The organism is Actinomadura sp., assembly GCF_044508335.1.
In the GTDB taxonomy this organism is placed as follows: Bacteria; Actinomycetota; Actinomycetes; order Streptosporangiales; family Streptosporangiaceae; genus Spirillospora.
The window spans coordinates 25,162-50,965 of record NZ_JBIQHY010000018.1 but is presented as its reverse complement, the minus strand read 5'-3'; the positions used below and the strand labels follow the sequence as shown (position 1 = coordinate 50,965).

Here is a 25,804-nt window from a genome sequence, read left to right as displayed (position 1 = left end):
ACCTGGGACTTCTGTTCTCCTGAGCGGGATCGCCGGTTACCATCGCTGCACGCCGAGTGCACCATGCCCGTCAGTGGGCGCACGGCGGCACGCGGCGGAGTGTCCTGAGGCGGACGCCGCCGGTACTGCGAGACAGGGAGCCGCACGCTTTAACATTCCATTACTTTCGGGCGGGGAGTGTGTGATGGAGACGGCAGTGCACGGCCGTGCGGCAGGACGTATCGGCGTCCTGCTCGCACTGACCGCGGTCGCGTTCGTCGCCGCGTCACTCGCCATCGGCGCCCGGCTCCCGGCGGGCGTGCGGATGGTGTGGTGGCACCCGGAGATCCTCGTCGCGCTGGCCTGGACGCCCGTCGGCGCCGTCCTGCTGCGGCACCGGCCGGGGCTGAAGGTCGCCTGGCTGATGGTCGGCGCCGGGTTCAGCGCGGCGACGTACGTCCTGTCGCTGAACCTGGGGCCGTGGGCGGGGCGGCACGACTGGGCGGCCGCCGGGTTCCTCGACTGGCTCGGCACCTGGCTGTGGGCCGTCGACACCTACACGCTGACGCTCGTCCTGCCGCTGATCTTCCCGGACGGGCGGCTGGTGTCGCGCTGGTTCCGGCCGGTGCTGGTCCTGGCGTGCCTCGTGCCGGTCATCGTGTGCGTCCACCTGACGATCGACCCCGATGTGCGGCGGTGGCACAACGGGGTGTCGGTGTACCCGTTCGACGAGATCCCGCTCCCGATCAGCGTCGTCATCATCGGCACCCTGGCCGCGGGCCTGCTCTCGGTGCTGATCCGGTTCGTCAAGGCGGCGCCGGACGTGCGGCGGCAGATCGCATGGGTCGTCTACCCCGGCATCCTCGCCGAAGGGGTCATCTACATCGGCGAGAACAGCCCCATCGGGGATCCGCTGCGCAACATCACGATCGTCGCCGTCCCGATCTGCATCGCGGTCGCCATCACCCGGTACCGGCTGTACGACATCGACCTCGTGGTCAGCCGGACGCTGGTGTACGCCGGGCTCGCCGCCGTCATCACCGGCGTGTACTTCGCGCTGGTGGGCGCGGCGAGCGTGCTGGCCCACGGCAGGGGCACCCTCGCCGGGCTGGCCGGGGCGATCGTCGCGGGCGCGGTGTTCGAGCCCGTCCGGCGGCGGCTCCAGCGCACGGTGGACGGGTTCATCCACGGCGAGCGCGACCCGTACCGGATCGCCGACCGGCTCAACCGGCGGCTGCAGACCGCCGCCGACCCCGGCGCCGCGCTGGCGGTCGCCGCGGAGGTGGCGCGCTCGGCGCTGCACGCGACCGGCGTGGTGATCGAGGTCCTGGACCGCGACGGCCGGACGATCTCCGCGGAGGACGGCGTGCTCGGCGCGCGGCCGCAGCTCATCCCGCTGGTGTGGCACGGCGAGCCGGTCGGCCGGCTGCTGATCGGGGTCACCCGCACCCCGGACGCGCGGCTGTCCGGGGTCCTCGCCCGCAACCTCGCCGAGCTGGCGAACGCGGCCCGGCTCGCCGCCGACGTCCAGCGCTCCCGCGAGCACATCCTGCGCACCCGCGAGGAGGAGCGGCGGCGGCTGCGCCGCGACCTGCACGACGGGCTCGGCCCGACGCTCGCCAGCCTCGCGATGACGGTGGACGCCGCCCGCATCACGCTGAAGACCGACCCGGAGGCGGTGGACGCGCTCCTGGAGGACCTGCGCACCACCATGGGACGCGCCATCGGCGACATCCGCGACCTGGTGTACGGGCTGCGCCCGCCCGCGCTGGACGACCTCGGGCTGGAGGGCGCGATCCAGGCGCTCGGCGGGGTCGTCGCCACCGGCGACGGCCCGCAGGTCGACGTCCGCGTCGAGGGCGACCTGACGGGCCTGCCGGCCGCCGCGGAGGTCGCCGCGTACCGGATCGTGCAGGAGGCGCTGACGAACGTGCACCGGCACGCCAACGCCGGCTGCGCCGAGGTCACGCTGTGCCTGAACGGGGATCTGCACGTCACGGTCGGCGATGACGGCGTGGGGCTGCCCGAGCGGCTGAGATCCGGGGTCGGCATGTCGTCGATGCGCGAACGCGCGGCCGAACTCGGCGGGTCCTGCACGGTGGGCCCCGGGCCGCGCGGCGGGACTCTCGTCCGGGCGAGGCTCCCGGTCGGCAACGGCAACCATCACTGACGCGCCCTCAGTTCTTGCGCGTCCCCGGAGATCTCCCGCGCCACCCGGTGGGAGGGCCGGTGACCGCCCCCCGCCAAGAAGGTCGCCACCGGCCCTCGGGCTCCGTACGGCTCCGGGGCTCCCATCCCGGTCCGTACGGGCCATTCACCAGAGGGTGTGCAAGTAAGAAGCTATGCGGCGCATGGTCCCGTTGGAGAGGGACACCTGTCCCGTTCCTTCCGGGACCGCTCTGGAACCGCCACAATACCCGGTGAGCAGGGGTGCTTCAGATCCAGCCGGGCCGGGTCTCGCCCTCCGCGACCAGGACGGCCGGGCCCCGCAGAAACGCGGTCTCCCCGTCGAGGGTGACGGTCACCCGGCCGCCGGGGACGTCCACGGTCCACTCGGACGCGCCGGGCGCCCCGAGCGCCGCCGCGGCGGCCACGGCGACGGTCCCGGTGCCGCAGGAGCGCGTCTCGCCGGAGCCGCGCTCGTACACGCGCATCTCCAGGTGCCGCTCCCCCACGGTCCGGAAGAACTCGACGTTGACGCCGTCGGGGAACGCGGCCGGGTCGAAGCCGGGGGCGCGCGACAGGTCGAGGGCGGCGACCGGCTCGTCCACGCGGCACGCCAGATGCGGGTTGCCGACCGAGACCCGCCGGCCCTGGAACGTCGTCCCCGCCAGCGACGCCTCGCCGTAGCCGAGCAGCTCGGGCGCGCCCATGTCCACGGTCACGTCGCCGGACGCGCCGAGCGCCACGCGGCGCAGGCCGGCGCGGGTCGCGACGTCCCACTCGCCGGGCGCGGCCAGGCCGGCGTCGACGAGGTAGCGGGCGAAGACGCGTATCCCGTTGCCGCACATCTCCGCGATGCCGCCGTCGGCGTTGCGGTAGTCCATGAACCACTCGGCGCCGCCCGCGTGCTCCGCCGCGCCGCCCTCCGCCGGCCCGTGCTCCATCGCCTTGGTCCGGACGGCGCGCAGGACGCCGTCGGCGCCGATCCCGGCCCGCCGGTCGCACAGCCGCGCGACGGTCTCCGGCGTCAGGTCGAGGACGCCGTCCGGGTCGGGGAGGATCACGAAGTCGTTCTCGGTGCCGTGGCCTTTGAGGAACCGCATCCTCCGATCGTATTGCCCGGTCGCGGCGCCTCGTCAGGCGCCGGGCCGCCGCTCCCCCTCGATCAGCGCGAGGGCGCGGCCGACCAGGTCGGGCGCGTCGTAGGGCAGCCAGCGGACGCGCGGGTCGCGGCGGAACCAGGACTCCTGCCGGCGGGCGAAGCGCCGGGTCGTCCGGACCGTGTCCTCCTTGGCCTGCTCCTGCGTCCACTCCCCCGCGAGGAAGCGGAGCACCTGCGCGTAGCCGAGGGCCCGCCCGGCGGTCAGGCCGTCGCGCAGGCCGCGCTTCTCCAGCTCGCGGACCTCGTCGACCAGCCCCGCCTCCCACATCCGCTCGACGCGCAGCGCGATGCGCTCGTCCAGGGCGTCGCGGGGCACGCTCAGCCCGATCTGCAGGACGGAGCCGTACCGGTAACGGTGCTCGGGCAGCGTCGCGGTGAACGGGCGGCCGGTGATCTCGACGACCTCCAGGGCCCGGACGATCCGGCGGCCGTTGCTCGGCAGGATCGCGTCCGCGGCGGCCGGATCGAGCCCGCGGAGCCGCTCGTGCAGGGCGGCGGGGCCGACCCGCGCCAGCTCCTCCTCCAGGCGCGCCCGGACGGCCGGGTCCGTCCCCGGGAACTCCAGGCGGTCCAGCGCGGCCCGCACGTACAGGCCCGACCCGCCGACCAGGACCGGCAGCCGACCCCGCGCCCGGACGCCCGCGATCGCGTCCGCGCTGAGCCGCTGGTACTCGGCGACGCTCGCGGTCTGCGTCACGTCCCACACGTCGAGCAGGTGGTGCGGGACGCCGCGCATCTCGGCCGCGGACAGCTTCGCCGTGCCGATGTCCATGCCGCGGTAAAGCTGCATCGAGTCGGCGTTGACCGCCTCGCCGTCCAGCCGCAGCGCCAGTTCCACGGCCAGGTCGGACTTCCCGGCCGCCGTCGCCCCGACGACCGCGACGACATCGAACGCATCAGGTGAGGTCACGGGATTGATTGTCGCAACAGAACGGGTATGGCCGAGGTCGTACGGGTGCCGCGCGGGCACGCGCCGCACCGATCGGACGACCGGAACCGGGGGTATCGGGAATGTCCATCGTCGACAAGGTCAAGCAGATGCTGGGGCAGCACTCCGACAAGGCGAAGGAGGGCGTGGAGCGCGCCGGGGACATGTTCGACCAGCGGACCGGCGGCAAGCACGCCGGCAAGGTCGACAAGGCCCAGGAGAAGGCCGGCGACTACATCGAGCGCGAGGGCGGCCAGGGCGGCGCGGCGGGCCAGGGCCGCGACCCCGGCATGGGCGGGGAGCCCGGCGGCGGCCCGTCCTGAGCACCGCGCCCTACAGACCCGGCCGGAACCAGCGCGCCGCGAAGTAGCCGACGCCGTACGGCGCCTCGTCGGCGAGCAGCTCGCCGGTGAGGCCGGGCGTGCCGCCGGCCGCGCCGGCCAGCACCTGCCACGCCGCCCGCCCGGCCGCCCGGACGTCCCTGGAGACGCCGGGGTCCAGGGCGGCCAGGGCGGCGGTGTCGGCGTCGGCGAGAGCGCGCGCCACGCCCTCGTCGTAGGGGTGCGCGCGCACGTCCAGGTAGCCGGGCGCCTTCTCCGAACGGCACGCCGACCCGTCGCCCATCACCAGGAGCGCGACGTCGCCGGCCTCCTTCGCCAGCTCCCGCCCGAGCGCCAGGCACTCCTCCGGGCCGGCGTCGAACGCCACGGCCTGGTAGCGCGCGCCGGCGGCGGTCCCCCGCCGCTCCAGGAGCCAGCGCCCGATCGTCAGGGACAGCGGGAGCGCCTCGGCGCCCTCCGCGGGGTCGGCGGGGCTCGTCCAGCCGAGCCCGTAGGGCCTGAGCGACGCGTAGGCGTCCGGGCCGTAGGCCCGCGTCTCCGGCGCCCCGCCGACCACGATCAGCGCGTCCGCCTCCGCGTCCGCCAGGCCGCCGACGGCCCGGTCGCAGGCGGCGCGCAGCCCGTCGAGCTCCGGGGCCGCCTCCCCCGCCATCTCCGGGACGAGGATGGGCGGATGCGGGCACACCGCCGCCGCTACGAGCACACTGCCTCCTCCGGGACCGGACCCGCCGCGTGGACCGGCGCTCAGGAACACCCGCGGACGGGCGCCGCCTGCCGGGCGGGCCGCCCGATGGACGGCATGCCGAGTGGAACGCCCTTCTGCCCGGCGCCCCGCCCCTGGCGGGCCTCCCACGCGTCGCCCGCCCGCGTGCGGCGCACGTCCAGGACGGGTTTGTCGGCCACCAGGTGGTGCGGCGCCGCGTAGGTGACCTCGACGGTGACCATGTCGCCGGGCCGGACCCCCTCGTCCGGCGCGGTGAAGTGGACCAGGCGGTTGTCGGGGGCGCGGCCGGACAGCCGGCGGGTCGCCTCGTCCTTGCGCCCCTCGCCCTCGGCGACCAGGACCTCCAGGGTGCGGCCGAGCTGCTTCCGGTTCTCCGCCCAGGAGATCTCCTCCTGCAGGGCGACGAGCCGCTCGTAGCGCTCCTGGACGACCTCCTTCGGGACCTGGCCGTCCATGGTCGCGGCCGGGGTGCCGGGGCGCTTGGAGTACTGGAACGTGAACGCCGACGAGAACCGGGCCTCCCGCACGACGTGCAGGGTCTCCTCGAAGTCGGCCTCGGTCTCGCCGGGGAACCCCACGATGATGTCAGTGGTGATCGCCGCGTCCGGGATCGCGGCCCGGACCTTCTCGATGATCCCGAGGTAGCGCTCCTGCCGGTACGACCGGCGCATCGCGCGCAGCACCGCGTCCGACCCGGACTGCAGCGGCATGTGCAGCGACGGCATCACGTTCGGCGTCTCGGCCATCGCCGCGATGACGTCGTCGGTGAAGTCCTTGGGGTGCGGCGAGGTGAACCGGACGCGCTCCAGGCCCGCCACCTCCCCGCACGCGCGCAGCAGCCCCGCGAACGCCGAACCGCCGCCTCGGCCGCCCGCCCCGGTCATCGCCAGTACCTCGCCGGGCGCGTCGGCGAGCGCGCCGAAGCCCGAGCCGTAGGCGTTGACGTTCTGCCCCAGCAGCGTGACCTCCAGGACGCCCTCCGCGACGAGCGCCTCCACCTCGGCGAGGATCTCCCCGGGGCGGCGGTCCTTCTCCTTGCCGCGCAGCGACGGGACGATGCAGAACGTGCACGTGTTGTTGCAGCCCACGGAGATCGACACCCACGCGGCGTAGGGCGACTCCCGGCGCGTCGGCAGCGTCGAGGGGAAGGTCACCAGCGACTCTTCGATCTCGACCTGCGCCTCGCTCTGCACGCGCGCCCGCTCCAGCAGCGCCGGAAGCGACCCGATGTTGTGGGTGCCGAACACGACGTCCACCCAGGGCGCCCGCTTGACGATGGCGTCGCGGTCCTTCTGCGCGAGGCAGCCGCCGACGGCGATCTGCATGCCCGGGTGAGCGTCCTTGACCGGCCGCAGGTGGCCCAGGTTGCCGTAGAGCCGGTTGTCGGCGTTCTCCCGGACCGCGCAGGTGTTGAACACCACCACGTCGGGCTCGGCGTCCTCCGCCCGGACGTACCCGGCCGCCTCCAGCAGCCCGGACAGCCGCTCGGAGTCGTGGACGTTCATCTGGCACCCGTAGGTACGGATCTCGTACGTGCGGGGGGCCGTCTCCATTGGCGCACTCATGACGGTAACCAAGGGTACGGGCCCGGCGCGCCATGGCGTAACGCCCCGGCGGAACACGCGGCGCGCCGCCCCGATGATCACTCTCCGCCACCGCGTACCCCGTCCGACATGGGCAGTCGTGATCGTATCGGTACCGCTCGGCGACTTCCGCGAATCTGACCATGACGTAGAGTCCGACCGCATGACGGACAGCGAAGGCGGACTCGGCCTCACCAAGGACGAGCCGGAGGACTCCGTTCCGGAGCCGGCCCCCGCGGACGGGCGGCCCCTCGTCGTGATGGAGAACGTCAACAAGCACTTCGGCGATCTCCACGTCCTCAAGGACATCAACCTCACCGTGGACTCCGGCGAGGTGGTCGTCGTCATCGGCCCGTCCGGCGGCGGCAAGTCGACCCTGTGCCGGTCGATCAACCGGCTGGAGCCCATCGACAGCGGGAAGATCCTCGTGGACGGCAAGGAGCTGCCGAAGGAGGGCAAGGAGCTGGCGAAGCTCCGCGCCGACGTCGGCATGGTGTTCCAGTCGTTCAACCTGTTCGCCCACAAGACGATCCTGGAGAACGTCACGCTCGGGCCGGTGAAGGTCCGCAAGCAGGGCAGGCAGGAGTCGGAGAAGCACGCGATGGAGCTGCTCGAGCGGGTCGGCATCGCCGACCAGGCCGGCAAGTACCCGGCCCAGCTGTCCGGCGGGCAGCAGCAGCGGGCCGCGATCGCCCGCTCCCTGGCGATGCGGCCGAAGGTCATGCTCTTCGACGAGCCGACCTCGGCGCTCGACCCCGAGATGGTCAACGAGGTGCTGGACGTCATGACCGGCCTCGCCCGCGAGGGCATGACGATGATCGTCGTCACGCACGAGATGGGGTTCGCGCGCAGGGCCGCCCAGAAGGTCGTGTTCATGGCCGACGGCCAGATCGTCGAAGAGAACACCCCCGACGAGTTCTTCACCAACGCGCGCACCGACCGCGCGAAGGACTTCCTTTCCAAGATCCTCACGCACTGAATCAATTTCATCCGGCCATGCCCAGGAAGTCGAACCCTCCAGTCCACCGAGGATGAAATGGTTCACAAGCCGCGGGGCTCCGGCAGAGAGAGCAGAGGTACACGAGAAATGCGAGTACGTCGTTTCGGCGCCCTCATCGGGGCGGGGATGGCGCTGTCGCTGGCGCTCAGCGCGTGCGGCAGCGACACCGAGAAGACCGAGGCCAAGACCGTCGTCCAGAAGGCCAAGGACGAAAAGAAGCTCACCATCGGCATCAAGTTCGACCAGCCGGCGCTGGGCCTGAAGAAGCCCGACGGCACCTTCGACGGCTTCGACGTGGACGTCGCCAAGTACATCGCACAGAAGCTGGGCGTCCCCGAGAACGGCATCACGTTCAAGGAGACCACCTCCGCGAACCGCGAGTCGTTCATCGGCGGCGGGCAGGTCGACCTCGTGGTCGCCACCTACTCCATCACCGAGGCGCGCAAGAAGCAGGTGACCTTCGCCGGTCCCTACTACGTCGCGCACCAGGACACGATGGTGAACGCCGACAACAACGACATCAAGAAGGCCGCCGACCTCAAGGGCAAGAAGCTCTGCAAGGCGGCCGGGTCCAACTCCTTCCGCCGCATCACCGAGGGCCCGCCGGACGGCCAGCTCAACATCAAGGGCGTCACGCTGGTGGACGCCAGCAGCTACTCCGAGTGCGTGAGCAAGCTGAAGTCCGGCGCGCTGGACGCGGTGAGCACCGACGACCTGATCCTCGCCGGGTTCGCCAACCAGCAGAAGGGCTCCTTCAAGGTCATCAACGACCCCTTCACCGACGAGAAGTACGGCGTCGGCATCAAGAAGGGCGACATCGAGACCTGCGAGGCCGTCAACAAGGCCATCAACGACATGTACTCCGACGGCACCGCCAAGACGCTGCTGGAGAAGCACTTCGCCGGCACCGGGCTGAAGCTCGTCACGACCGTCCCGCAGATGGAGGGCTGCTCCTGATCCGGGGCCGCGCCTGAGGCCCGCCACGCCGGTGCGTCCCAGCGGGAGCGCTTCCCGGGACGCACCGGCGTGGCCTTGACAGCGCCCGCCCGACCGCGCCCGCCCGACCGCGCCCGCCCGGCCGCGTCAGCCCGGCCGGGCCGGCCCGACACCGCTGGAACGCCATGAAACAGCTGAGCAATGTTTGACTTCAGCCCGTTCTTCGACAGCTTCGACGAGATCCTTCAGGGGTTCTGGGCGACGATCCGCCTGGCGGCCGCCGCCGCGGTGCTCTCCCTCGTCATCGGCACGGTCCTCGCGAGCTTCCGCGTCGCCCCCGTCCCGGTGCTGCGCGGCTTCGGCACGGGCTACGTCAACGTCGTCCGCAACACGCCGCTGACGCTGGTGCTGCTGATGTGCAGCCTCGGCCTCAACGACATCCTCGCGCTGAAGTTCTCCTCGAGCTCGTCGGTCACCTACTACTGGTGGGCCGTCCTCGGCCTGTCCGCGTACACCGGCGCCTTCGTCTGCGAGACGCTCCGGTCGGGGATCAACACCGTCCCGCTGGGGCAGGCGGAGGCCGCGCGGTCGATCGGCCTGACCTTCAACCAGTCGCTGCGCGTGATCATCCTGCCGCAGGCGTTCCGCGCGATCATCGCGCCGCTGGGCAGCGTCTTCATCGCGATGATCAAGAACACCACGGTCGCCGCCGCGGCGAGCTACGCCGAGGTGGCGCTGGTCACCAAGACGATCGTCGACAAGCCGACGTTCGCGAACGGCGTCATCCCGCTGTTCCTCGGCGTGGCCATCGGCTTCCTGATCCTCACCCTGCCGACCGGCTACTTCTTCGGCTGGCTGGCCAAGAGAATGGCGGTGGCCCGGTGAGTAGCAGGGAAGCGACCGTACTGTTCGATGTGCCGGGGCCCAGGGCTCGCCGGCGCAACATGATCCTCACCGTCGTCGTGTCGGCGGCGCTCGCCGCGATCTTCGCCGCGCTCATCTGGCGGCTGGCCGACAAAGGGCAGTTCGCGGAGCGGCTCTGGACGCCGTTCACCAAGTGGACGGTCTGGCGGCACCTGATCATCCCGGGCCTGCTGAACACGCTGAAGGCCGCCGCGGTCGCGACCGTGCTGGCACTGCTGTTCGGCGTCGTGTTCGGACTGGCCCGGCTGTCGGACCACTGGTGGATCCGGCTGCCCGCCGGTGCCGTGGTGGAGTTCTTCCGCGGCATCCCGCTGCTGATCCTGATCTTCCTGGCGTTCTTCGTCCCCAACAAGATCAGCCCGGAGATCGCCGAGTCGCAGTTCGGCCAGCTGCAGCGCCTGTCGGTCGACTACTTCTTCTCGGTCTTCGGCGTGGAGAGCAACGCCGGCGTGGTGACCGTGCCCGCGTTCGCGGCGGTCGTGTTCGGCCTCACCATGTACAACGGCGCGGTGCTGGCCGAGGTCGTCCGCGCGGGCGTCCTGTCGATCCCGAAGGGCCAGTCGGAGGCCGCCTACTCCATCGGGCTGCGCAAGAACGGCGTCATGCGGCTCGTCCTGCTGCCGCAGGCCATCACCGTGATGATGCCGGCGATCGTCAGCCAGATCGTCGTCCTGCTGAAGGACACCGCGCTCGGGTTCATCATCGCCTACCCCGAGCTGCTGCAGGCCGGCTTCAAGCAGGTCCCCGCCAACTACGAGAACAACGTCCTGCAGGCCGGCATCGTGGTCGCGGTCATCTACATCGCGATCAACATGTCGGTGAGCCAATTGGCGACGTGGCTGGAGGCGCGCAGCCGCCGCAGCCGCAAGACGCAGGCGAAGACCCTCGGCGCCGGCGGGGCGCCGCCCGCGGCCGGGGTCGGGGTCAGGGAGCAGGCCGTCCCGTCGACCTGACGTCCCGTACGCCCGCCGAGGGGCGCCGCCGGTCTCCGGCGGCGCCCCTCGCCGTCCCGGGGCGGGTTACCCGCGAGTCCGCTGGTCGCCGCCTTGTATCTTTCCGAAGTCAAAGAGCCCGTCATGGCCCCAACCGATCCCCGTATGCGGGACGATTCCTGTTATGACCGCTCGTGCGACCCTCCCCTACGGCTCTTGGCCCTCCCCCATCTCCGCGGCCGATGTCGCCCGCGCCCGGCTGCGCCTCAGTTTCCCCACTGTCGCGGGCGATGACGTGTGGTGGCAGGAGACCCGGCCCGAGGAGAACGGGCGGACCACGGTCGTCCATCTCAGGGGCGGGCACCGCACCGAGCTGCTGCAGGCGCCGTGGGACGCGCGCACCCGCGTCCACGAGTACGGGGGCCGGTCGTACCTGCCGGTCCGCACCGCCGAGGGCTGGTCGATCGTGTTCTCCAACTACGACGACCAGCGGCTCCACCGGCTCGACGAGGGCGACCCCAAGCCCTACCCGCTGACGCCCGTGCCGGCCGTCCCGGCGGGGCTGCGCTTCGCCGACTGCGTCCTGTCCCCCGACGGTACGGAGATCTGGTGCGTCTGCGAGGGCCACATCGCCGCGCCGCCGCCCGAGCCCGCCGCCGAGGGCGAGGCGCAGCCCCCGGCCGAGGAGGGCGCCGTCACGGGGATCCGGCGCGCCATCGTCGCCGTCCCGCTGGACGGCCGCGCCGCCGAGGACGCCGGCGCCATCCGCGAGCTGGTCTCCGGCGCGCAGTTCTACGCCTCCCCCGCGCCGTCGCCCGGCGGCGGGCACCTGGCGTGGGTGCAGTGGAACCACCCGCGCATGCCGTGGGACGGCACCGAGGTGCGCGTCGCCGCGCTCGAGGACGGCCGCACGGTCGCGCCGCGCACCGTCAAGGGCGGGCTCAAGGAGTCGGCCCTGGCGCCGCTGTGGCGCGACGAGGAGTCCCTCTACGTCATCTCCGACTGGCCCGGCTGGTGGAACATCTACCAGGTCGGCCTGCACGGCGAGTCCCCGCAGGCGCTGTACCCGGCGGAGGAGGAGTTCGCGGGCCCGCTGTGGCAGCTCGGCGGCATGCCGTACGCGCTGCTCGGCGACGGGCGCCTCGCCGTCCTGCACGGCGAGGGCGACATGCGCCTCGGCGTCTACGACCCGGAGACGCTCGACCTCGTCGACCTGGAGGTCCCCTACGAGGACTGGGCGACCCAGCTGTCCGCGGACGGGACGACGGTCGTCGGCATCGCCGGCGGCCCCGACCTGCCGCAGTCGGTCGTCCGCGTCGACACCACGACCGGGCGCGTCGAGGGGCTGCGCCGCGAGCTGGCCGAGCTGCCGGACGTCGCGTACCTGTCCAAGCCGCGCGCCGAGCGCCTGGAGGGGCCGTTCGGGCGTCCCGTCCACGCCTACGTGTTCCCGCCCACCAACCCGGAGGCGGCCGCCCCGGAGGGCGAGCTGCCGCCGTACGTGGTGTTCGTCCACGGCGGCCCGACCGGGCGCGTCTCCAAGGTCCTCGACCTGGAGCGGGCCTACTTCACCAGCCGCGGCATCGGCGTCATCGACGTCAACTACGGCGGGTCGGCCGGGTACGGCCGCGCCTACCGCGAGCGGCTGCGCCGGCAGTGGGGCGTGGTCGACGTGGAGGACGCCATAGCCGCGGCCCAGGCGCTCGTGGACGGCGGCATCGCCGACCCGGCCCGGCTGGCCATCCGGGGCGGCTCCGCGGGCGGCTGGACGACGCTCGCCGCGATCACGCAGACCGACCTGTTCAAGGCCGCCACGTCCTACTTCGGGATCAGCGACCTGCAGAGCTTCGCCGAGGCCACCCACGACTTCGAGTCGCACTACCTGTTCGGCCTCATCGGCCCGCTGCCCGGCTTCGAGCGCGCCTACGAGGAGCGCTCACCGCTCAGCCGCGCCGACAGGACCGCGTGCCCCGTCCTCCTCCTGCAGGGCCTGAACGACCCGATCGTGCCGCCGGACCAGTCCGAGCGCTTCGCGCTGGAGCTGGCCGCCAAGAAGATGCCGTACGCCTACCTGACGTTCGAGGGCGAGTCGCACGGGTTCCGGAAGGCCGGCACGGTCATCCGCTGCCTGGAGGCCGAACTGGCCTTCTACGGGCAGACCCTCGGCTTCGAGCCCCGCGGAGTGGAGCCCATCAACCTGACGGTCGGCTGACGCCCGCCCGTCCGCCTCCCGGCGGGCGGGCCGGTCAGCGGGCGAACTCGATCGCGCGGGACTCGCGTACCACGGTGACGCGGATCTGCCCCGGGTAGGTCAGCTCGTCCTCGACCTGCTTGGCGATGTCGCGGGCGATGACCTGCGCCTGGATGTCGTCGACCGTGTCGGGCTTGACCATCACGCGGATCTCGCGCCCCGCCTGCATGGCGAAGACCTTCTCCACGCCCTCGTGCTTCTCGCGGGCGATCTGCTCCAGCCGTTCGAGCCGCTTGACGTACGCCTCCAGCGACTCCCGGCGCGCGCCCGGCCGGCTGCCGCTCACCGCGTCCGCGGCCTGCGTCAGCACCGCCTCGACCGTGCGGACCTCGACCTCGTTGTGGTGCGCCTCGATCGCGTGGACGACGTCCTCGTGCTCCCCGTAGCGGCGGGCGATCTCCGCGCCGATCAGCGCGTGGCTGCCCTCCACCTCGTGGGTGAGCGCCTTGCCGATGTCGTGCAGCAGCGTGCACCGCTTGGCGACCTCCACCGGCAGCCGGAGCTCGCTCGCCATGACGCCCGCGATGTGCGCGGACTCGATCAGGTGCTTCAGCACGTTCTGCCCGTAGGACGTGCGGTACCGCAGCTGCCCGAGGAGCGCGATCAGCTCCGGGTGCATGTCGGCGATGCCGACCTCGACGAGGGCGTCCTCGCCGGCCCGGACGCACAGCTGCTCCACGTCGCTCTTGCTGCGCTCGTAGACCTCCTCGATGCGCTGCGGGTGGATGCGGCCGTCCAGGACGAGCTTCTCCAGCGTCAGCCGCCCGACCTCCCGCCGCACCGGGTCGAAGCAGCTCAGCAGCACCGCCTCGGGCGTGTCGTCGATGATCAGGTTGACGCCCGTGGTGGACTCGAACGCCCGGATGTTGCGGCCCTCCCGGCCGATGATGCGGCCCTTCATCTCGTCGCTCGGCAGGTGCAGCACCGACACGACCGACTCGGCCGTCTGCTCGCTGGCGACCCGCTGGATCGCCAGCGTCACGATCTTGCGGGCGCGCTTCTCGCCCTCCGCCCGCGCCGCGTTCTCGATCTCCCGGACGATCGGGATGGACTCGCGCTTGGCCTGGTTCTCGATCGCCGCGACCAGCTCGCTCTTGGCCTGCTCGGCGGTGAGCCCGGCCGCCCGCTCCAGCACCTTGCGGCGCTCCTCGGCGACCTCGGCCAGCTCCTCCTTGCGGGCGTCGAGGGCCTGCCGGGTCTCGGCGAGCCGGCGCTGCCACTCCTCCAGCCGGCGCACCTCGGCGTCGAGCCGCTGCTCCCGCTCGGCCAGCCGCGCCTCCCTGCGCTCCAGGTCCTCCCGGACGGTCCGCAGGTCGTCGCGGAGGCTGCGGACCTCCTCCTCCGCCTCGGCGCGGGCCGCGGACGCGATCCGCTGCGTCTCCCGCTCGGCCTCCTCCACGGCTTCGCGCGCGTCCTGCCGCGCCTTCGCCCGGATCTCGTCGGCCTCGCTCTGCGCCCGGGCGATCTCCGCCGCGGCCCTGCCGGGCATGCCGGGGCGCCACAGGATGACGATGACGAGAGCGACCAGGGTCACCAGCAGCGCTGCACCCAGCAGGACGCTCTCCATGAGGCAGATCCTTCCTCGCCGCGGACCCGTCCGGACTCCGGGCCCTGCCTAGCGAGGATTTACTCCCGCGCGGATGCACGACTTCGCGGGGCCGCGCGCGGCGCGCCCCCGGTGATCCGGCCGCAACCGGTCGACGAACGTGTCCTGTCTGCCTCTCAGCTGCTGGAACGTGCTCGGTCGTATGGCAATCCGCGAGACGCGGAGTAACTCCTCACTGCCGTAACGGTAAGCGGCACAGAGGTAATGAGCAAGCAAACGACGGGCATTCCGGACTAACCGTACGTCGGCGTGAGTCCTTCCTTACCGGTCCTCCTGACCGCCCGCACCCCCTCCCACCTGGCCGCCTTCCGGCCGGTCAGAGTCAGGGGCCCGCGACCTCCGAGTAACCCCGCCCCGCAACCCCGGCGTGTCGCCCGCTCGGCGGCCCCCGCTTGCCGGGGGCGGGGGCGGTTACCGGTCGGCGGAGGGCGCCGGAGACGGCTCGGCGGCCCTCGCCGCGGGTGGTCAGTCGAAGGGGTCGGGGTCGGGGACGGTCTCCAGATCGGCGCCCTCTTCGGCCAGGGCGTCTTTGACGACGCGGTAGGAGAGGCCGGGCGGGTAGCCCTTGCGGGCCAGCATGCCGACGAGGCGGCGCATGCGCTTGGCGGGGTCGGCGCCCCGGGTGGACGGGAGCCTGCGGCGGACGATGGCCCGGGCGGTCTCCTCCTCCTGCGCGGGGTCGAGCGTTTCGACGGCCTCGTTGACGGTGGTGTCGGCGACGCCGCGGCGGCGGAGCTCGGCGGCCAGGGCGCGCCTGGCCAGGCCGCGGCCGGTGTGGCGGGACTGGACCCACGCCTGCGCGAACGCCTCGTCGTCGATGAGGCCCACGTCGGCGAACCGGCCGAGGACGCGTTCGGCGGCGTCGGCGGGGACGTTCTTGCGGTGCAGGGCGTCCGCCAGCTGGGCCCGGGTGCGGGGCGCCGCGGAGAGCAGGCGCAGGCAGATCTCGCGGGCCCTGGCCTCAGGGTCCGGATGATCCCCGTCGTGCGCGGGCCGGTCCCGCGATGCCACGGTCGCTCACCCCCGCGTCCGGAGCGCCGTCCGGAGGCTCCGAGCGGCGGAGGGCCGGTGCGGCCGGCCGCTCGCCGCCGGGTGGGGCACGGTGCCGGCGGGAGGTGTGGGAGCGGCGGCGCCATCGGGGAAGGCCCGGGCACCGGTCGCGCGGTGCCGGGTAAGGCGCCGCCGCCCTGCATACGAGATCATCGCTTACTCTTCGTCAAGAGTCACCCATATCAGCGGATTCTTGGTCAGGAATCGCCCGCCTTGGCGGCCTTTGTGGTCTTCTTGGCGGCGGCGGTCTTGCCGGCGGCCGCGGCGGGAGGCGCCGGGGCGGCGTCCGGGGCGGCGGGCTCGGCCTCCTTGTCGACCTTGGGGCCGATGCCCAGCTTCTCCTTGATCTTCTTCTCGATGCCGTCCGCCAGGTCGGGGTTCGCCTTGAGGAAGTTGCGCGCGTTCTCCTTGCCCTGGCCGAGCTGGTCGCCGTCGTAGGTGTACCAGGCGCCGGACTTGCGGACGAACCCGTGCTCCACGCCGAGGTCGATCAGGCCGCCCTCGCGGCTGATGCCCTGGCCGTAGAGCAGGTCGAAGTCGGCGACGCGGAACGGCGGGGCCATCTTGTTCTTGACGACCTTGACGCGGACGCGGTTGCCGACGGCCTCGGTGCCGTCCTTGAGGGTCTCGATGCGGCGGACGTCGAGGCGGACCGAGGCGTAGAACTTCAGCGCCCGGCCGCCGGTGGTCGTCTCGGGCGAGTTGTGCACCATCACCCCGTCGACGAAGTAGTTATGCGATCCTTCCACCTCGATGTCGAACTTCTTCATCGAGCGAGCCCTCGGCTTGACATGGACATCGATGATGCGGCTGGGCACCAGCCGCGGCTCGGGGTCGACAAACTGCGGCTCGATGGCGCACTGGCCGCGGAAGCGCGGCAGCAGCATTCTTTCCATCGCCTCCGGCACATACGGTGCGATGAGCTTCTGGAACTGTGCGGACGCCGCGGTTGTGAACTGGATGACGCTGACCGCCCGGGCCCCCCGAAGCGTGAGCTTCACGTCGAGGCCGTGCGTATCGCGAAGGTACTCGACCATGCGTTCCCGCGAACCGGGGCTGAAGGCCTCGACGCAGATCTCGATACGGCCCGTGCCGCCCTCGGTACGCTCCTGGACGCCCTTCGACCGGACGGTGAAGCAGCCGTCGTCCATGTACCAGACGGCCAACGCCAGCGGCGTGAGAGCCTTCAGATAATCCCAGGTGAAGTGCTTCTTGCCGTCACCGAAGTAGACCACCTGCCGCACCTCGTCCAGTTCGGGAAGCGGGGTGAAGTCGGCGAATACCGCGCCCTTTGCGTTCGTGGTGCGGCTGTGCTCGATGTTCCCCAGCAGGGAGGTCTTCCAGTCGAGGTATGCCTCCTGGTCCGCGCCATGCCCCATGCGGAAGCGGACGCCGCTCCGGCCACGCCTGTTCGGAGACAGGTTCCCGTCCCCCATCACCGAACCGAGTATCACCTGCCACTGCTGGTCGCTGAGCCGGTGGGTCTCGGCGAGCATGACCCGGTCGCCCGCCATCAGCTCGCCGGCCTCCCGGTACCCCCCCGGTGTACGGACCAGATGGTTCTCGGTCGCGGCGAACTGCGCCCTGCCATTGCCGCCCGATTTCGCGACGGTGAACTGGAGGAAGTGATCGGCGTTGCCGTTGTCGAACCAGTTGACGATGCGCTTGGGGACGACCTTGTCCTGCTCCGGGTCGTAGGACAGGACTTCAACGTCCATCTTCTGGTCGACGATCTTGCCGATCTTCTCCTGCGTCCCGTCCGCGAGCGTCACCCGAGTGCCATAACTCATGCACCCGAACATGACGCCGACCTTCTCGCGGAGCTGGTTGATGAAGATGGCGGTGGTCTTGGTCTGGTTGATCGCGCCGGTGAGCTTGCGCAGCGCCTGCGACATGAGGCGGGCCTGGAGGCCGACGTGGCTGTCGCCCATCTCGCCCTCGATCTCGGCGCGGGGGACGAGCGCGGCGACGGAGTCGATGACGACGATGTCGATCGCGCCGGAGCGGATCAGCATGTCGGTGATCTCCAGCGCCTGCTCGCCGGTGTCGGGCTGGGAGACCAGCAGGGCGTCGATGTCGACGCCGAGCTTGGCGGCGTACTCGGGGTCGAGCGCGTGCTCGGCGTCGACGAACGCGGCGATGCCGCCCTTCTTCTGCACGCTCGCCACGGCGTGCAGGGCGATGGAGGTCTTGCCGGAGCCCTCGGGGCCGTACACCTCGACGACGCGGCCGCGGGGCAGGCCGCCGATGCCGAGGGCGATGTCGAGGGAGATGGCGCCGGTGGGGATCACCTCGACGGGCGCGCGCGCCTCCTCGCCCATCCGCATGACCGACCCCTTGCCGAACTGCCGCTCGATCTGGGCGAGTGCGGTCTCGAGAGCCTTCTCCCGGTCGTTCGCTGCCATTGAGATGTCCTTCTCGTCGTGACTGTCGGCTCTCGGCCGCTGCCTTGCGATGTCGAGGGCGACGTTACGGCGGGCCACCGACACTTTCGAGTCACCGGCGCGATTGTGGACGGCGCCGTATGCCGGGCACCAGCTTACCGAACATCCGTTCGATCATCGTCCGGTATGGCGATTCGGGCGGGAATCTCCGTGCGCTCGGCGGTCTGGACCCCGTACGCTGGCGCCGCGTCGTGTCACGGAGGGTTCCGAAATTCCGACCTCCTCCCCACTCGATGGCGGGGAGCGCCAACCGCCGCCGGTTGTGCCTCCCGCCGCACAGCCGACCGCCCGTCCGGGAGGACTCCCGTTGAGGTCCGACACCGGCTCCACAGGCCGCCGCCGCCGGCCCGGCCGCATGCTCCCCCGCGCGGGGGAGGCGCTGCCGGAAGGCCCGCTTCACCCGCCGCGCCGCGTCCCGCACATTAGCGTCTCAGGTGTGAGGTCGCGGGCATCTCGGCACGGCGGCGGAGGGCGGCCCGCCCCGGCGACCGACCACGGCTCCGTGTCGTGCCTCACAGGAGCCCGTTCCTTCCCCCGTCAGGAGGCGGGGGTCTCCACGGAGGAATCCCGATGACGCTGACCGTCCTCTTCTGCGTCGATCCGCTCCATTCCCGGCGCGTTGACCCCCATTTCTCCCGCGAGGCCGCGGCCGTGCGGGACCACTACGGCGAGATCGCCCTCATCGACCACGACGCCCTGCGGCGCGGGGACGTCGAGGACGCGGTGAGCGCCGTCCCCGCCGGGCTCGGTCCCGTCTGGTACCGCGGCTGGATGCTGTCGGCGGACGAGTACGCCGCGATGGCCGCCACCCTGAAGCAGCGCGGAACGGTCATGCTGACGCATCCGGACGACTACAGGCGCGCGCACGAGCTGCCGGGCTGGCACGAGACGTTCGCGGGGCTGACCCCGCACAGCGTGTGGCGCCCCCTGGGCACCGGCCAGGATCCGGGAGACCTCAGCGAGCTCGCCGAACTGGTCCGGCCGCTGCGCGCAGGGCCCGCGGTGGTCAAGGACTACGTGAAGTCGTGCAAGCACGAGTGGGAGGAGGCGTGCTTCGTCCCCGACGTGAAGAACCCGGGCCAGCTGCACGACATCGCCTCCAAGATGGTCGCGCTGCGGGACGACCACCTGGCGGGCGGCCTCGTCGTCCGCGAGTTCGAGGAGTACGACGGGGACGGCGAGGCGCGCGTGTGGTGGGTGGACGGCGAGCCCGCGCTGGTGGGCCCGCACCCCGACAGCCCCGGAGTGGAGCCCGAGCCGGAGCTGGACGCCGTGGCGCCGGCCGTCCGCGCCCTGGGCTGCCGGTTCATCACGACCGATCTGGCCCGCCGCACGGACGGCGTATGGCGCGTCGTGGAGGTCGGGGACGGCCAGGTGAGCGACCTGCCGTCGTCCGTGGACGCGATGGACCTCTACGCCCACCTGCCCGTCCCGGACTGATCCGCTCCTGCCCGCTATTGCAGGGTCGAGGGGACGTCGAAGGTGGCGACGACGGCCTGCCAGACCCTCTTGGCCGGCTCCCCGTCCGCGAGCGCCTGCTCGATGGTGCGGCCGCCCAGCTCGGCCATGACGTAGTCCTTGGCCACGCTCTCGGCGTATCGCTCGCCGAACTGCTGGTTCATCCGATCCCAGAACACTGTTAGCCGCACGTCCTCCACGCTATCCGACGGAGGGTTCCTGCAAGGACCGCTCGACCTCGCCGGGGACGGCGGGGCCGGTGCCCTGGCGGTACTGGCGGTGCAGGCCCGTCAGGTAGCGCTCTACGGCTTCGATGACGCGCGCCGTCCGGTAGGAGGGGAACACGTCGAACCCGTGCTGGGCGCCCTTCATCTCGGCGTAGACGACGGGTGACCCGGAGGCGTCGCGGAGCCGCTCGACGAACCGCCTCGCCTCCGCCACGGGGACGAGCGAGTCGCGGCTTCCGTGGATGACGAAGAAGGGCGGCGAGTCCTCGCCGATGTAGGTGACGGGGGACGCCTTGGCATACACCTCGCGGTTCTCCGCGAACGGCTTCTTGACCACCATCTTCTCCATGAGGCGGGTGGCTCCCATGGGGATCGGCCATGGCCCCGCTTCGCAGAGGTCGTAGACGCCGTAGAACGGGACGGCGCCCTGCACGGTGGTGTCGGCGTCCTCGAAACCCGGCTGGAACTCGGGTTCGTTGGCGGACAGCGCCACCATCGCGGTGAGGTGCCCGCCGGCCGAGCCGCCCGTCACGCAGAGGAAGTCCGGGTCGGCGCCGTACTCTTCGGCGTGCTCCTTGTACCAGGCGACGAAGTACTTGAGGTCGATCAGGTGCTCGGGCCAGGTGGCGCGGGGGCTGAGCCGGTAGTTGACGTTGAAGCCCACCCAGCCCTGCAGGGCCATGTGGTTGAGCAGTGGAAGGCCCTGCTCGCGCTTGTCCCCGATGACCCACGCACCGCCGTGGATCTGCATCAGCCCGGGGCGCAGTTCACCGTCGTCGACGGGACGGAAGACGTCCAGCTTCAGGCGCAGGCTGCCTTCCTCCCGGTAGACGATGTTCCGGTCGACCCGCACGCCTTTGCGGGGTATGAGGCAGAGCTGCGGGACGATCAGGTGCGCCAGCGGGTAGCGGGGGGCGTCCTCGGGGTCCAGGTCGAGGGGCGCGCCGCATTCCCGCAGGGTGACGACCGTGCGGCGGGACGCGGCGATGGTGGCCGCGATGCCCGCCATGGCGGCCGGCGCCAGGACGAGACCCGTCCAGCCCGCCCAGCCGTGCAGCCCGCCGAACGCGGCGGTGAGCGCGGTGGCGGCGGCCCAGGTGACGAGCACGTGCGGCGCCAGCTCGATCGTCAGCCAGCCGAGGAAGAAGCTCGGCACGAGCAGGGCGGTGCCGCGCCGCGGAGCGTGCGCGTTGGCGGCGACCAGCGCGAACAGGATCCCGAGGGCGAGCATGACGTAGGGCATCGAAGGCTCCGTGGGGGTGAGTGCCTACCCGTAGACCATGCCCTTACAAGTGCTTGCTTACAACGTGACGCACGCCACAATGCGCACTCTGTCGGACCCGCGAGGCAGTATGGCGCCATGGGCGGTGACGTGCTCGAACGCTTCTCCCCCGCGACCCGCGCCTGGTTCGCCGGGGCGTTCGCCGCGCCCACCCCCGCGCAGGCCGGGGCGTGGGAGTCGGTCGCGGGCGGCGACAACACGCTGGTGGTGGCGCCGACGGGGTCCGGCAAGACCCTGGCCGCGTTCCTGTGGTCGCTCGACCGGCTCGCCACCGAGGCCGCCCCGGACGACGCCCTGCGGCGCTGCCGCGTCCTGTACGTCTCGCCGCTGAAGGCCCTCGCGGTGGACGTCGAGCGCAACCTGCGCGCCCCGCTGACCGGCATCCGGCAGGCGGCGCGGCGGCTCGGCCTGCCCGAACCGGACGTGCGGGTCGGCATGCGGTCCGGCGACACCCCGGCCGACGAGCGGCGCCGGCTCGCCGTCAAGCCGCCGGACATCCTGATCACGACGCCGGAGTCGCTGTTCCTGATCCTCACCTCGCGGGCGCGCGAGTCGCTGCGCGGCGTCGAGACCGTCATCGTGGACGAGGTGCACGCGGTGGCGGGCACCAAGCGCGGCGCGCACCTGGCGCTGTCCCTCGAACGCCTCGACGCCCTGCTCGAACGCCCCGCGCAGCGGATCGGGCTGTCGGCGACCGTCCGCCCGGCGGACGAGGTGGCGGCGTTCCTCGGCGGGACCAGGCCCGCGGCGGTCGTCCAGCCGCGCTCGGAGAAGGTCTTCGACCTCGACATCGTCGTCCCCGTGGAGGACATGGGCGAGGTCGGCCGGTTCGTCGACGACTCCGGCACCGCCGACCCGCGGCAGCGCAGCATCTGGCCCCACGTCGAAGACCGCCTGCTCGACCTCATCCAGGCGCACCGGTCGACCCTGGTGTTCGCGAACTCCCGGCGGTTGGCCGAGCGGCTCTGCGGACGCCTGAACGAGCTCGCCTACGAGCGCGCGACGGGCGAGCCCATGCCCGAGGACCACTCCCCCGCCGCCACGATGGCGCAGGCGGGCGCGGCCAGGGGCGCGCCCCTGGAGATCGCCAGGGCGCACCACGGCTCGGTGTCCAAAGAGGAGCGGGCCGGCATCGAGAACGCCCTGAAGGAGGGGCGGCTCCCGGCGGTCGTGGCGACGTCCAGCCTGGAACTGGGCATCGACATGGGCGCCGTCGACCTGGTCGTCCAGGTGGAGTCGCCGCCCTCGGTGGCCAACGGCCTCCAGCGCGTCGGGCGCGCGGGCCACCAGGTCGGCGCCGTGTCCAAGGGCGTCATCTTCCCCAAGTACCGGGGCGACCTCGTCCAGACCACGGTTGTGGCCGAGCGCATGCGCGGCGGCGAGATCGAGGAGCTGCGCTATCCGCGCAACCCCCTGGACGTCCTCGCGCAGCAGATCGTCGCCATGGTCTCCATGGACGAGTGGACCGTCGACGACCTCGAATCGCTCGTCAAACGGGCCGCCCCCTACGCGACCCTTCCGCGTTCGGCGCTGGAGGCGACCCTCGACATGCTCGCCGGCCGCTATCCCAGCGACGAGTTCGGCGAGCTCCGCCCACGCCTCGTCTGGGACCGCGTCACCGGCGTCCTGCGCGACCGCCCCGGCGCGCAGCGCCTCGCGGTGACCAGCGGCGGGACGATCCCCGACCGCGGCCTGTTCGGGGTGTTCCTGGTGGGCGAGAAGGCGTCCCGCGTCGGGGAGCTCGACGAGGAGATGGTCTACGAGTCGCGCGTCGGCGACGTGTTCGTCCTCGGCGCCAGCTCGTGGCGCATCGAGGACATCACGCCCGACCGGGTGCTCGTCTCGCCCGCGCCCGGCCAGCCCGGCAAGCTGCCGTTCTGGCACGGCGACACCCTCGGCCGGCCCGCCGAGCTGGGGCGCGCGCTCGGCGCGTTCACCCGCGAGCTGGCCGGCCTGCCCGCCGAACGGGCCCGGGAGCGCGTCGCCGCCGCCGGGCTGGACGAATGGGCGGCCGCGAACCTCGTGTCGTACCTGGGCGAACAGCGCGAGGCCACCGGCCACGTCCCGGACGACCGGACGATGGTCGTCGAGCGCTTCCGCGACGAGCTCGGCGACTGGCGGATGGTCGTCCACTCCCCCCTCGGCGCGCGCGTGCACGCGCCCTGGGCCCTCGCCATGGCGGGCCGCCTGCGCGAGCGGTACGGCGTCGACGCGCAGGCCATGCACGCCGACGACGGCATCGTGATCCGCATCCCGGACATGGACGAGCCGCCGGGCCTCGACCTCGCCGTCTTCGACGCCGACGACATCGAGCGCGCCGTCGTCGACGAGCTGGGCGGCTCGGCGCTCTTCGCCGCCCGGTTCCGCGAGTGCGCCGCGCGCTCGCTGCTGCTGCCCCGCCGCCGGCCCGACAAGCGCATGCCGCTCTGGCAGCAGCGCCAGCGCGCCGCGCAGCTCCTCGCCGTCGCGAGCAAGTACCCGTCGTTCCCGATCGTGCTGGAGACCATGCGCGAGTGCCTGCAGGACGTGTTCGACGTCCCGGGCCTGGTGCAGCTGATGCGCGACCTGTCGGGGCGCAAGGTCCGCATGGTGGAGGTGGAGACGCCCGAGCCGTCGCCGTACGCCCGGTCCCTGCTCTTCCGCTACATCGGCGCGTTCATGTACGAGGGCGACTCGCCCCTGGCCGAACGCCGCGCCCAGGCGCTCGCGCTCGACTCCGCGCTGCTCGCCGAGCTCCTCGGCCAGGCCGACCTCCGCGAGCTGCTCGACCCCGACGCGGTCGCCGAGACCGAACGCGAGCTCCAGCGCCTGGCCCCCGGCCGCCGCGCCCGCGACCCGGAGGGCGTCGCCGACCTGCTCCGCGCCCTCGGCCCGCTGACCGCGGAGGAGGCCGCCGAACGCACCCTCCCCGCCGACGCGCCCGCGCCGGGGTCGATCGACGTCAGCGCGTACGACGTCCGGCCCGGCGGCGCGCCCCCCGAGAGCGCCGCTCAGGACGAGGCCCCCGCGGCCGCCCCGTCCGGCGGCGGAGCGCCCGCGGCGCGGGCCGGCGCCGGCGAGGCCCCGGTCTCCCGCGCGGACGTCGCCCGGGCGGCGCGGTGGCTGGTGGAGCTGGAGGCGGCGCGGCGGGCGATCCGGGTCAGGATCGCCGGCGAGGAGCGCTGGGCCGCGATCGAGGACGCCGGGCGGCTGCGCGACGCCCTCGGGGCGCCGCTGCCCGTGGGCGTCCCGGAGGCGTTCCTGGAGCCGGTCGGCGACCCGCTCGGCGACCTGGTCTCCCGCTACGCGCGCACGCACGGGCCGTTCCGGGCGGACGCGGCCGCCGCGCGCTTCGGGCTGGGCGTCGCCGTCGTCGCCGAGACGCTGCGCCGCCTCGCCGCCGCGGGACGCGTCGTCGAGGGCGAGTTCCTGCCCGTCGAGGCGGTGGCCGGCCCGCCGGGGACCGAATGGTGCGACGCCGGCGTCCTGCGCATGCTGCGGCGGCGCAGCCTGGCCAGGCTGCGGGCCGAGGTGGAGCCGTCCCCGCCGGAGTCGCTCGGGCGCTTCCTGCCGGTCTGGCACGGCATATCCGGCGGGTCGCGGCTGCGCGGCGTCGACGCGCTCGTCCAGGCGGTCGAGCAGCTGCAGGGCGCGGCCGTCCCCGCGTCGGCGCTGGAGTCGCTGGTCCTGCCGTCCCGCGTGCCCGGCTACACCCCGGCCATGCTGGACGAGCTGACCTCCGCGGGCGAGGTCGTGTGGGCGGGCCAGGGCGGCCTGCCCGGCGGCGACGGCTGGGTGGCGCTCTACCTGGCCGACACGGCGCCGCTCCTCATGCCGGAGCCCGCCGAGATCACCCTCACTCCCGTGCACCGGGCCGTGCTGGACGCGCTGGGCGACGGCGGCGCCCACTTCTTCCGCACGCTGTCCGACCGCGTGAACAGGGAGGTCACCGCGAACGACGCCGACCTGGCGGCCGCCGTGTGGGACCTCGTCTGGTCGGGGCGCCTCACCAACGACACGATGGCGCCGCTGCGCGCCGCGCTGGGGTCCGGCCGCCCGGCGCACCGCTCGCGGACGACGCGCCGCGGCCGTCCGGTCCTGCCCTCCCGCACCGGGCCTCCCACGGTCGCCGGGCGCTGGTGGCCGCTGCCCGAACGCGAGACCACCGCGACGCTGCGCTCGCACGCTCTCGCCGAGGCGCTCCTGGAGCGGTACGGCATCGTCGTACGCGGCGCGGTCGCGGCCGAACGCGCGCCCGGCGGGTTCTCCGCCGTCTATCCGGTGCTGCGCGCGTTCGAGGAGACGGGCCGCTGCCGCCGCGGCTACTTCGTCGAGGGCCTGGGAGCCGCCCAGTTCGCCCTGCCGGGCGCCGTGGACCGCCTGCGCGCCCTCCGCCCGGCGGCCGCCGCCCCGGACGACGCCTCCGCGCTCTGGGAGACGCCCCGCAAACCGGACGTCCGCGCCCTGGTCCTCGCCGCCGCCGACCCCGCCAACCCGTACGGGGCGGCCCTGCCCTGGCCGGAGCGCGACGACGAGGTCGCGAGCGGGCACAAGCCCGGCCGCAAGGCCGGCGCCCTGGTCGTGCTGGTCGAGGGGCGCCTCGTCCTCTACGTCGAACGCGGCGGCCGCACCCTGCTCACCTGGGCCGACGAGCCGGACGTCCTGCAGCCGGCGGTCGACGCGCTCGCCCTCGCCGTCCGCGAGGGCGCGCTCGGCAAGCTGACCGTCGAACGCGCCGACGGCGAGGCGATCAACGACTCCCCCCTGGCCGCGGCGCTGGAGTCGGCGGGCTTCCACCCGACGCCCCGGGGCCTCCGCCTCCGCTCCTGACCCGG

The 25,804-nt window shown here is 72.7% G+C and carries 18 protein-coding genes; 9 read left to right on the top strand and 9 right to left on the bottom strand.

Going from position 1 to position 25,804, the window contains the following annotated elements:
- Window positions 1-184: 184 nt before the first annotated feature.
- Complete coding sequence (locus ACIWVC_RS09850; RefSeq protein ID WP_396445259.1) at window positions 185-2,149, top strand: histidine kinase; 1,965 nt, start codon at window positions 185-187, stop codon at window positions 2,147-2,149.
- A 265-nt stretch (window positions 2,150-2,414) separates the two neighbouring features.
- Here the strand turns inward: ACIWVC_RS09850 and dapF are convergent, their stop codons facing one another.
- Both dapF and miaA read right to left on the bottom strand, forming a co-directional pair.
- On the bottom strand, window positions 2,415-3,245 hold the full coding sequence (gene dapF / locus ACIWVC_RS09845; RefSeq protein ID WP_396445260.1) for a diaminopimelate epimerase: 831 nt from the start codon (window positions 3,243-3,245) through the stop codon (window positions 2,415-2,417).
- A gap of 33 nt (window positions 3,246-3,278) precedes the next feature.
- Entirely contained in the window at window positions 3,279-4,214 is a 936-nt protein-coding gene (miaA, locus tag ACIWVC_RS09840; RefSeq protein ID WP_396445261.1) for a tRNA (adenosine(37)-N6)-dimethylallyltransferase MiaA, read from the bottom strand.
- A gap of 101 nt (window positions 4,215-4,315) precedes the next feature.
- Between miaA and ACIWVC_RS09835 the strand changes: the two genes are divergently transcribed.
- Window positions 4,316-4,555, top strand: a complete 240-nt coding sequence (locus ACIWVC_RS09835) for an antitoxin (RefSeq protein WP_396445262.1) — start codon at window positions 4,316-4,318, stop codon at window positions 4,553-4,555.
- A 10-nt stretch (window positions 4,556-4,565) separates the two neighbouring features.
- Here the strand turns inward: ACIWVC_RS09835 and ACIWVC_RS09830 are convergent, their stop codons facing one another.
- Together ACIWVC_RS09830 and miaB are read right to left on the bottom strand one after the other, a co-directional pair.
- Window positions 4,566-5,276, bottom strand: coding sequence for a hypothetical protein (locus ACIWVC_RS09830; protein WP_396445263.1), 711 nt, complete (start codon window positions 5,274-5,276; stop codon window positions 4,566-4,568).
- A gap of 41 nt (window positions 5,277-5,317) precedes the next feature.
- A complete protein-coding gene (miaB, locus tag ACIWVC_RS09825) occupies window positions 5,318-6,850 on the bottom strand; it encodes a tRNA (N6-isopentenyl adenosine(37)-C2)-methylthiotransferase MiaB (RefSeq protein ID WP_396445264.1) in 1,533 nt (510 codons plus the stop codon).
- Between the two features lie 289 nt (window positions 6,851-7,139).
- On the opposite strand from miaB, the gene ACIWVC_RS09820 reads away from it, so the two are divergent.
- The 5 genes from ACIWVC_RS09820 to ACIWVC_RS09800 all read left to right on the top strand — a co-directional run bounded on the left by ACIWVC_RS09820 (window position 7,140) and on the right by ACIWVC_RS09800 (window position 12,884).
- Entirely contained in the window at window positions 7,140-7,859 is a 720-nt protein-coding gene (locus ACIWVC_RS09820) for an amino acid ABC transporter ATP-binding protein (protein ID WP_396445314.1), read from the top strand.
- A 108-nt stretch (window positions 7,860-7,967) separates the two neighbouring features.
- A complete protein-coding gene (locus tag ACIWVC_RS09815) occupies window positions 7,968-8,837 on the top strand; it encodes a glutamate ABC transporter substrate-binding protein (protein WP_396445265.1) in 870 nt (289 codons plus the stop codon).
- 180 nt (window positions 8,838-9,017) lie between these two features.
- Entirely contained in the window at window positions 9,018-9,701 is a 684-nt protein-coding gene (locus tag ACIWVC_RS09810; protein WP_396445266.1) for an amino acid ABC transporter permease, read from the top strand.
- Window positions 9,702-9,760: 59 nt separating this feature from the next.
- Window positions 9,761-10,693 carry an amino acid ABC transporter permease gene (locus ACIWVC_RS09805; RefSeq protein ID WP_396445267.1) on the top strand — a complete coding sequence of 311 codons (933 nt, stop codon included), beginning with the start codon at window positions 9,761-9,763 and terminating at the stop codon, window positions 10,691-10,693.
- Window positions 10,694-10,856: 163 nt separating this feature from the next.
- The gene (locus ACIWVC_RS09800; protein ID WP_396445268.1) at window positions 10,857-12,884 is read left to right on the top strand and encodes an alpha/beta hydrolase family protein; all 2,028 of its coding nucleotides are present in this window, start codon (window positions 10,857-10,859) and stop codon (window positions 12,882-12,884) included.
- A 34-nt stretch (window positions 12,885-12,918) separates the two neighbouring features.
- Here ACIWVC_RS09800 and rny read toward each other — a convergent pair whose 3' ends face one another.
- The 3 genes from rny to recA form a co-directional block, all read right to left on the bottom strand.
- The gene (gene rny, locus ACIWVC_RS09795; protein WP_396445269.1) at window positions 12,919-14,490 is read right to left on the bottom strand and encodes a ribonuclease Y; all 1,572 of its coding nucleotides are present in this window, start codon (window positions 14,488-14,490) and stop codon (window positions 12,919-12,921) included.
- 504 nt (window positions 14,491-14,994) lie between these two features.
- Window positions 14,995-15,540, bottom strand: coding sequence for a regulatory protein RecX (locus ACIWVC_RS09790; protein WP_396454022.1), 546 nt, complete (start codon window positions 15,538-15,540; stop codon window positions 14,995-14,997).
- Window positions 15,541-15,776: 236 nt separating this feature from the next.
- Window positions 15,777-17,984, bottom strand: coding sequence for an intein-containing recombinase RecA (gene recA, locus ACIWVC_RS09785; RefSeq protein ID WP_396454021.1), 2,208 nt, complete (start codon window positions 17,982-17,984; stop codon window positions 15,777-15,779).
- 609 nt (window positions 17,985-18,593) lie between these two features.
- On the opposite strand from recA, the gene ACIWVC_RS09780 reads away from it, so the two are divergent.
- Window positions 18,594-19,463, top strand: coding sequence for an ATP-grasp domain-containing protein (locus ACIWVC_RS09780; protein WP_396454019.1), 870 nt, complete (start codon window positions 18,594-18,596; stop codon window positions 19,461-19,463).
- A 14-nt stretch (window positions 19,464-19,477) separates the two neighbouring features.
- Here the strand turns inward: ACIWVC_RS09780 and ACIWVC_RS09775 are convergent, their stop codons facing one another.
- Both ACIWVC_RS09775 and ACIWVC_RS09770 read right to left on the bottom strand, forming a co-directional pair.
- On the bottom strand, window positions 19,478-19,672 hold the full coding sequence (locus ACIWVC_RS09775; protein WP_396445273.1) for a DUF3046 domain-containing protein: 195 nt from the start codon (window positions 19,670-19,672) through the stop codon (window positions 19,478-19,480).
- Between the two features lie 10 nt (window positions 19,673-19,682).
- Entirely contained in the window at window positions 19,683-20,951 is a 1,269-nt protein-coding gene (locus tag ACIWVC_RS09770; protein WP_396454018.1) for an alpha/beta hydrolase fold domain-containing protein, read from the bottom strand.
- Window positions 20,952-21,068: 117 nt separating this feature from the next.
- Between ACIWVC_RS09770 and ACIWVC_RS09765 the strand changes: the two genes are divergently transcribed.
- A complete protein-coding gene (locus ACIWVC_RS09765) occupies window positions 21,069-25,799 on the top strand; it encodes a DEAD/DEAH box helicase (RefSeq protein WP_396454016.1) in 4,731 nt (1,576 codons plus the stop codon).
- The last annotated feature ends 5 nt before the right edge of the window (window positions 25,800-25,804 follow it).

Bases quoted from the DNA above. Each gene is read 5' to 3' on its own strand.
- ACIWVC_RS09850 (WP_396445259.1), top strand. From the start codon at position 185: ATGGAGACGGCAGTGCACGGCCGTGCGGCAGGACGTATCGGCGTCCTG.
- rny (WP_396445269.1), bottom strand. From the start codon at position 14,490: ATGGAGAGCGTCCTGCTGGGTGCAGCGCTGCTGGTGACCCTGGTCGCT.
- ACIWVC_RS09835 (WP_396445262.1), top strand. From the start codon at position 4,316: ATGTCCATCGTCGACAAGGTCAAGCAGATGCTGGGGCAGCACTCCGAC.
- ACIWVC_RS09805 (WP_396445267.1), top strand. From the start codon at position 9,761: ATGATCCTCACCGTCGTCGTGTCGGCGGCGCTCGCCGCGATCTTCGCC.
- ACIWVC_RS09765 (WP_396454016.1), top strand. From the start codon at position 21,069: ATGGGCGGTGACGTGCTCGAACGCTTCTCCCCCGCGACCCGCGCCTGG.
- ACIWVC_RS09770 (WP_396454018.1), bottom strand. From the start codon at position 20,951: ATGCCCTACGTCATGCTCGCCCTCGGGATCCTGTTCGCGCTGGTCGCC.
- ACIWVC_RS09815 (WP_396445265.1), top strand. From the start codon at position 7,968: ATGCGAGTACGTCGTTTCGGCGCCCTCATCGGGGCGGGGATGGCGCTG.
- ACIWVC_RS09780 (WP_396454019.1), top strand. From the start codon at position 18,594: ATGACGCTGACCGTCCTCTTCTGCGTCGATCCGCTCCATTCCCGGCGC.
- ACIWVC_RS09810 (WP_396445266.1), top strand. From the start codon at position 9,018: ATGTTTGACTTCAGCCCGTTCTTCGACAGCTTCGACGAGATCCTTCAG.
- dapF (WP_396445260.1), bottom strand. From the start codon at position 3,245: ATGCGGTTCCTCAAAGGCCACGGCACCGAGAACGACTTCGTGATCCTC.
- recA (WP_396454021.1), bottom strand. From the start codon at position 17,984: ATGGCAGCGAACGACCGGGAGAAGGCTCTCGAGACCGCACTCGCCCAG.
- miaB (WP_396445264.1), bottom strand. From the start codon at position 6,850: ATGGAGACGGCCCCCCGCACGTACGAGATCCGTACCTACGGGTGCCAG.
- ACIWVC_RS09800 (WP_396445268.1), top strand. From the start codon at position 10,857: ATGACCGCTCGTGCGACCCTCCCCTACGGCTCTTGGCCCTCCCCCATC.
- ACIWVC_RS09820 (WP_396445314.1), top strand. From the start codon at position 7,140: ATGGAGAACGTCAACAAGCACTTCGGCGATCTCCACGTCCTCAAGGAC.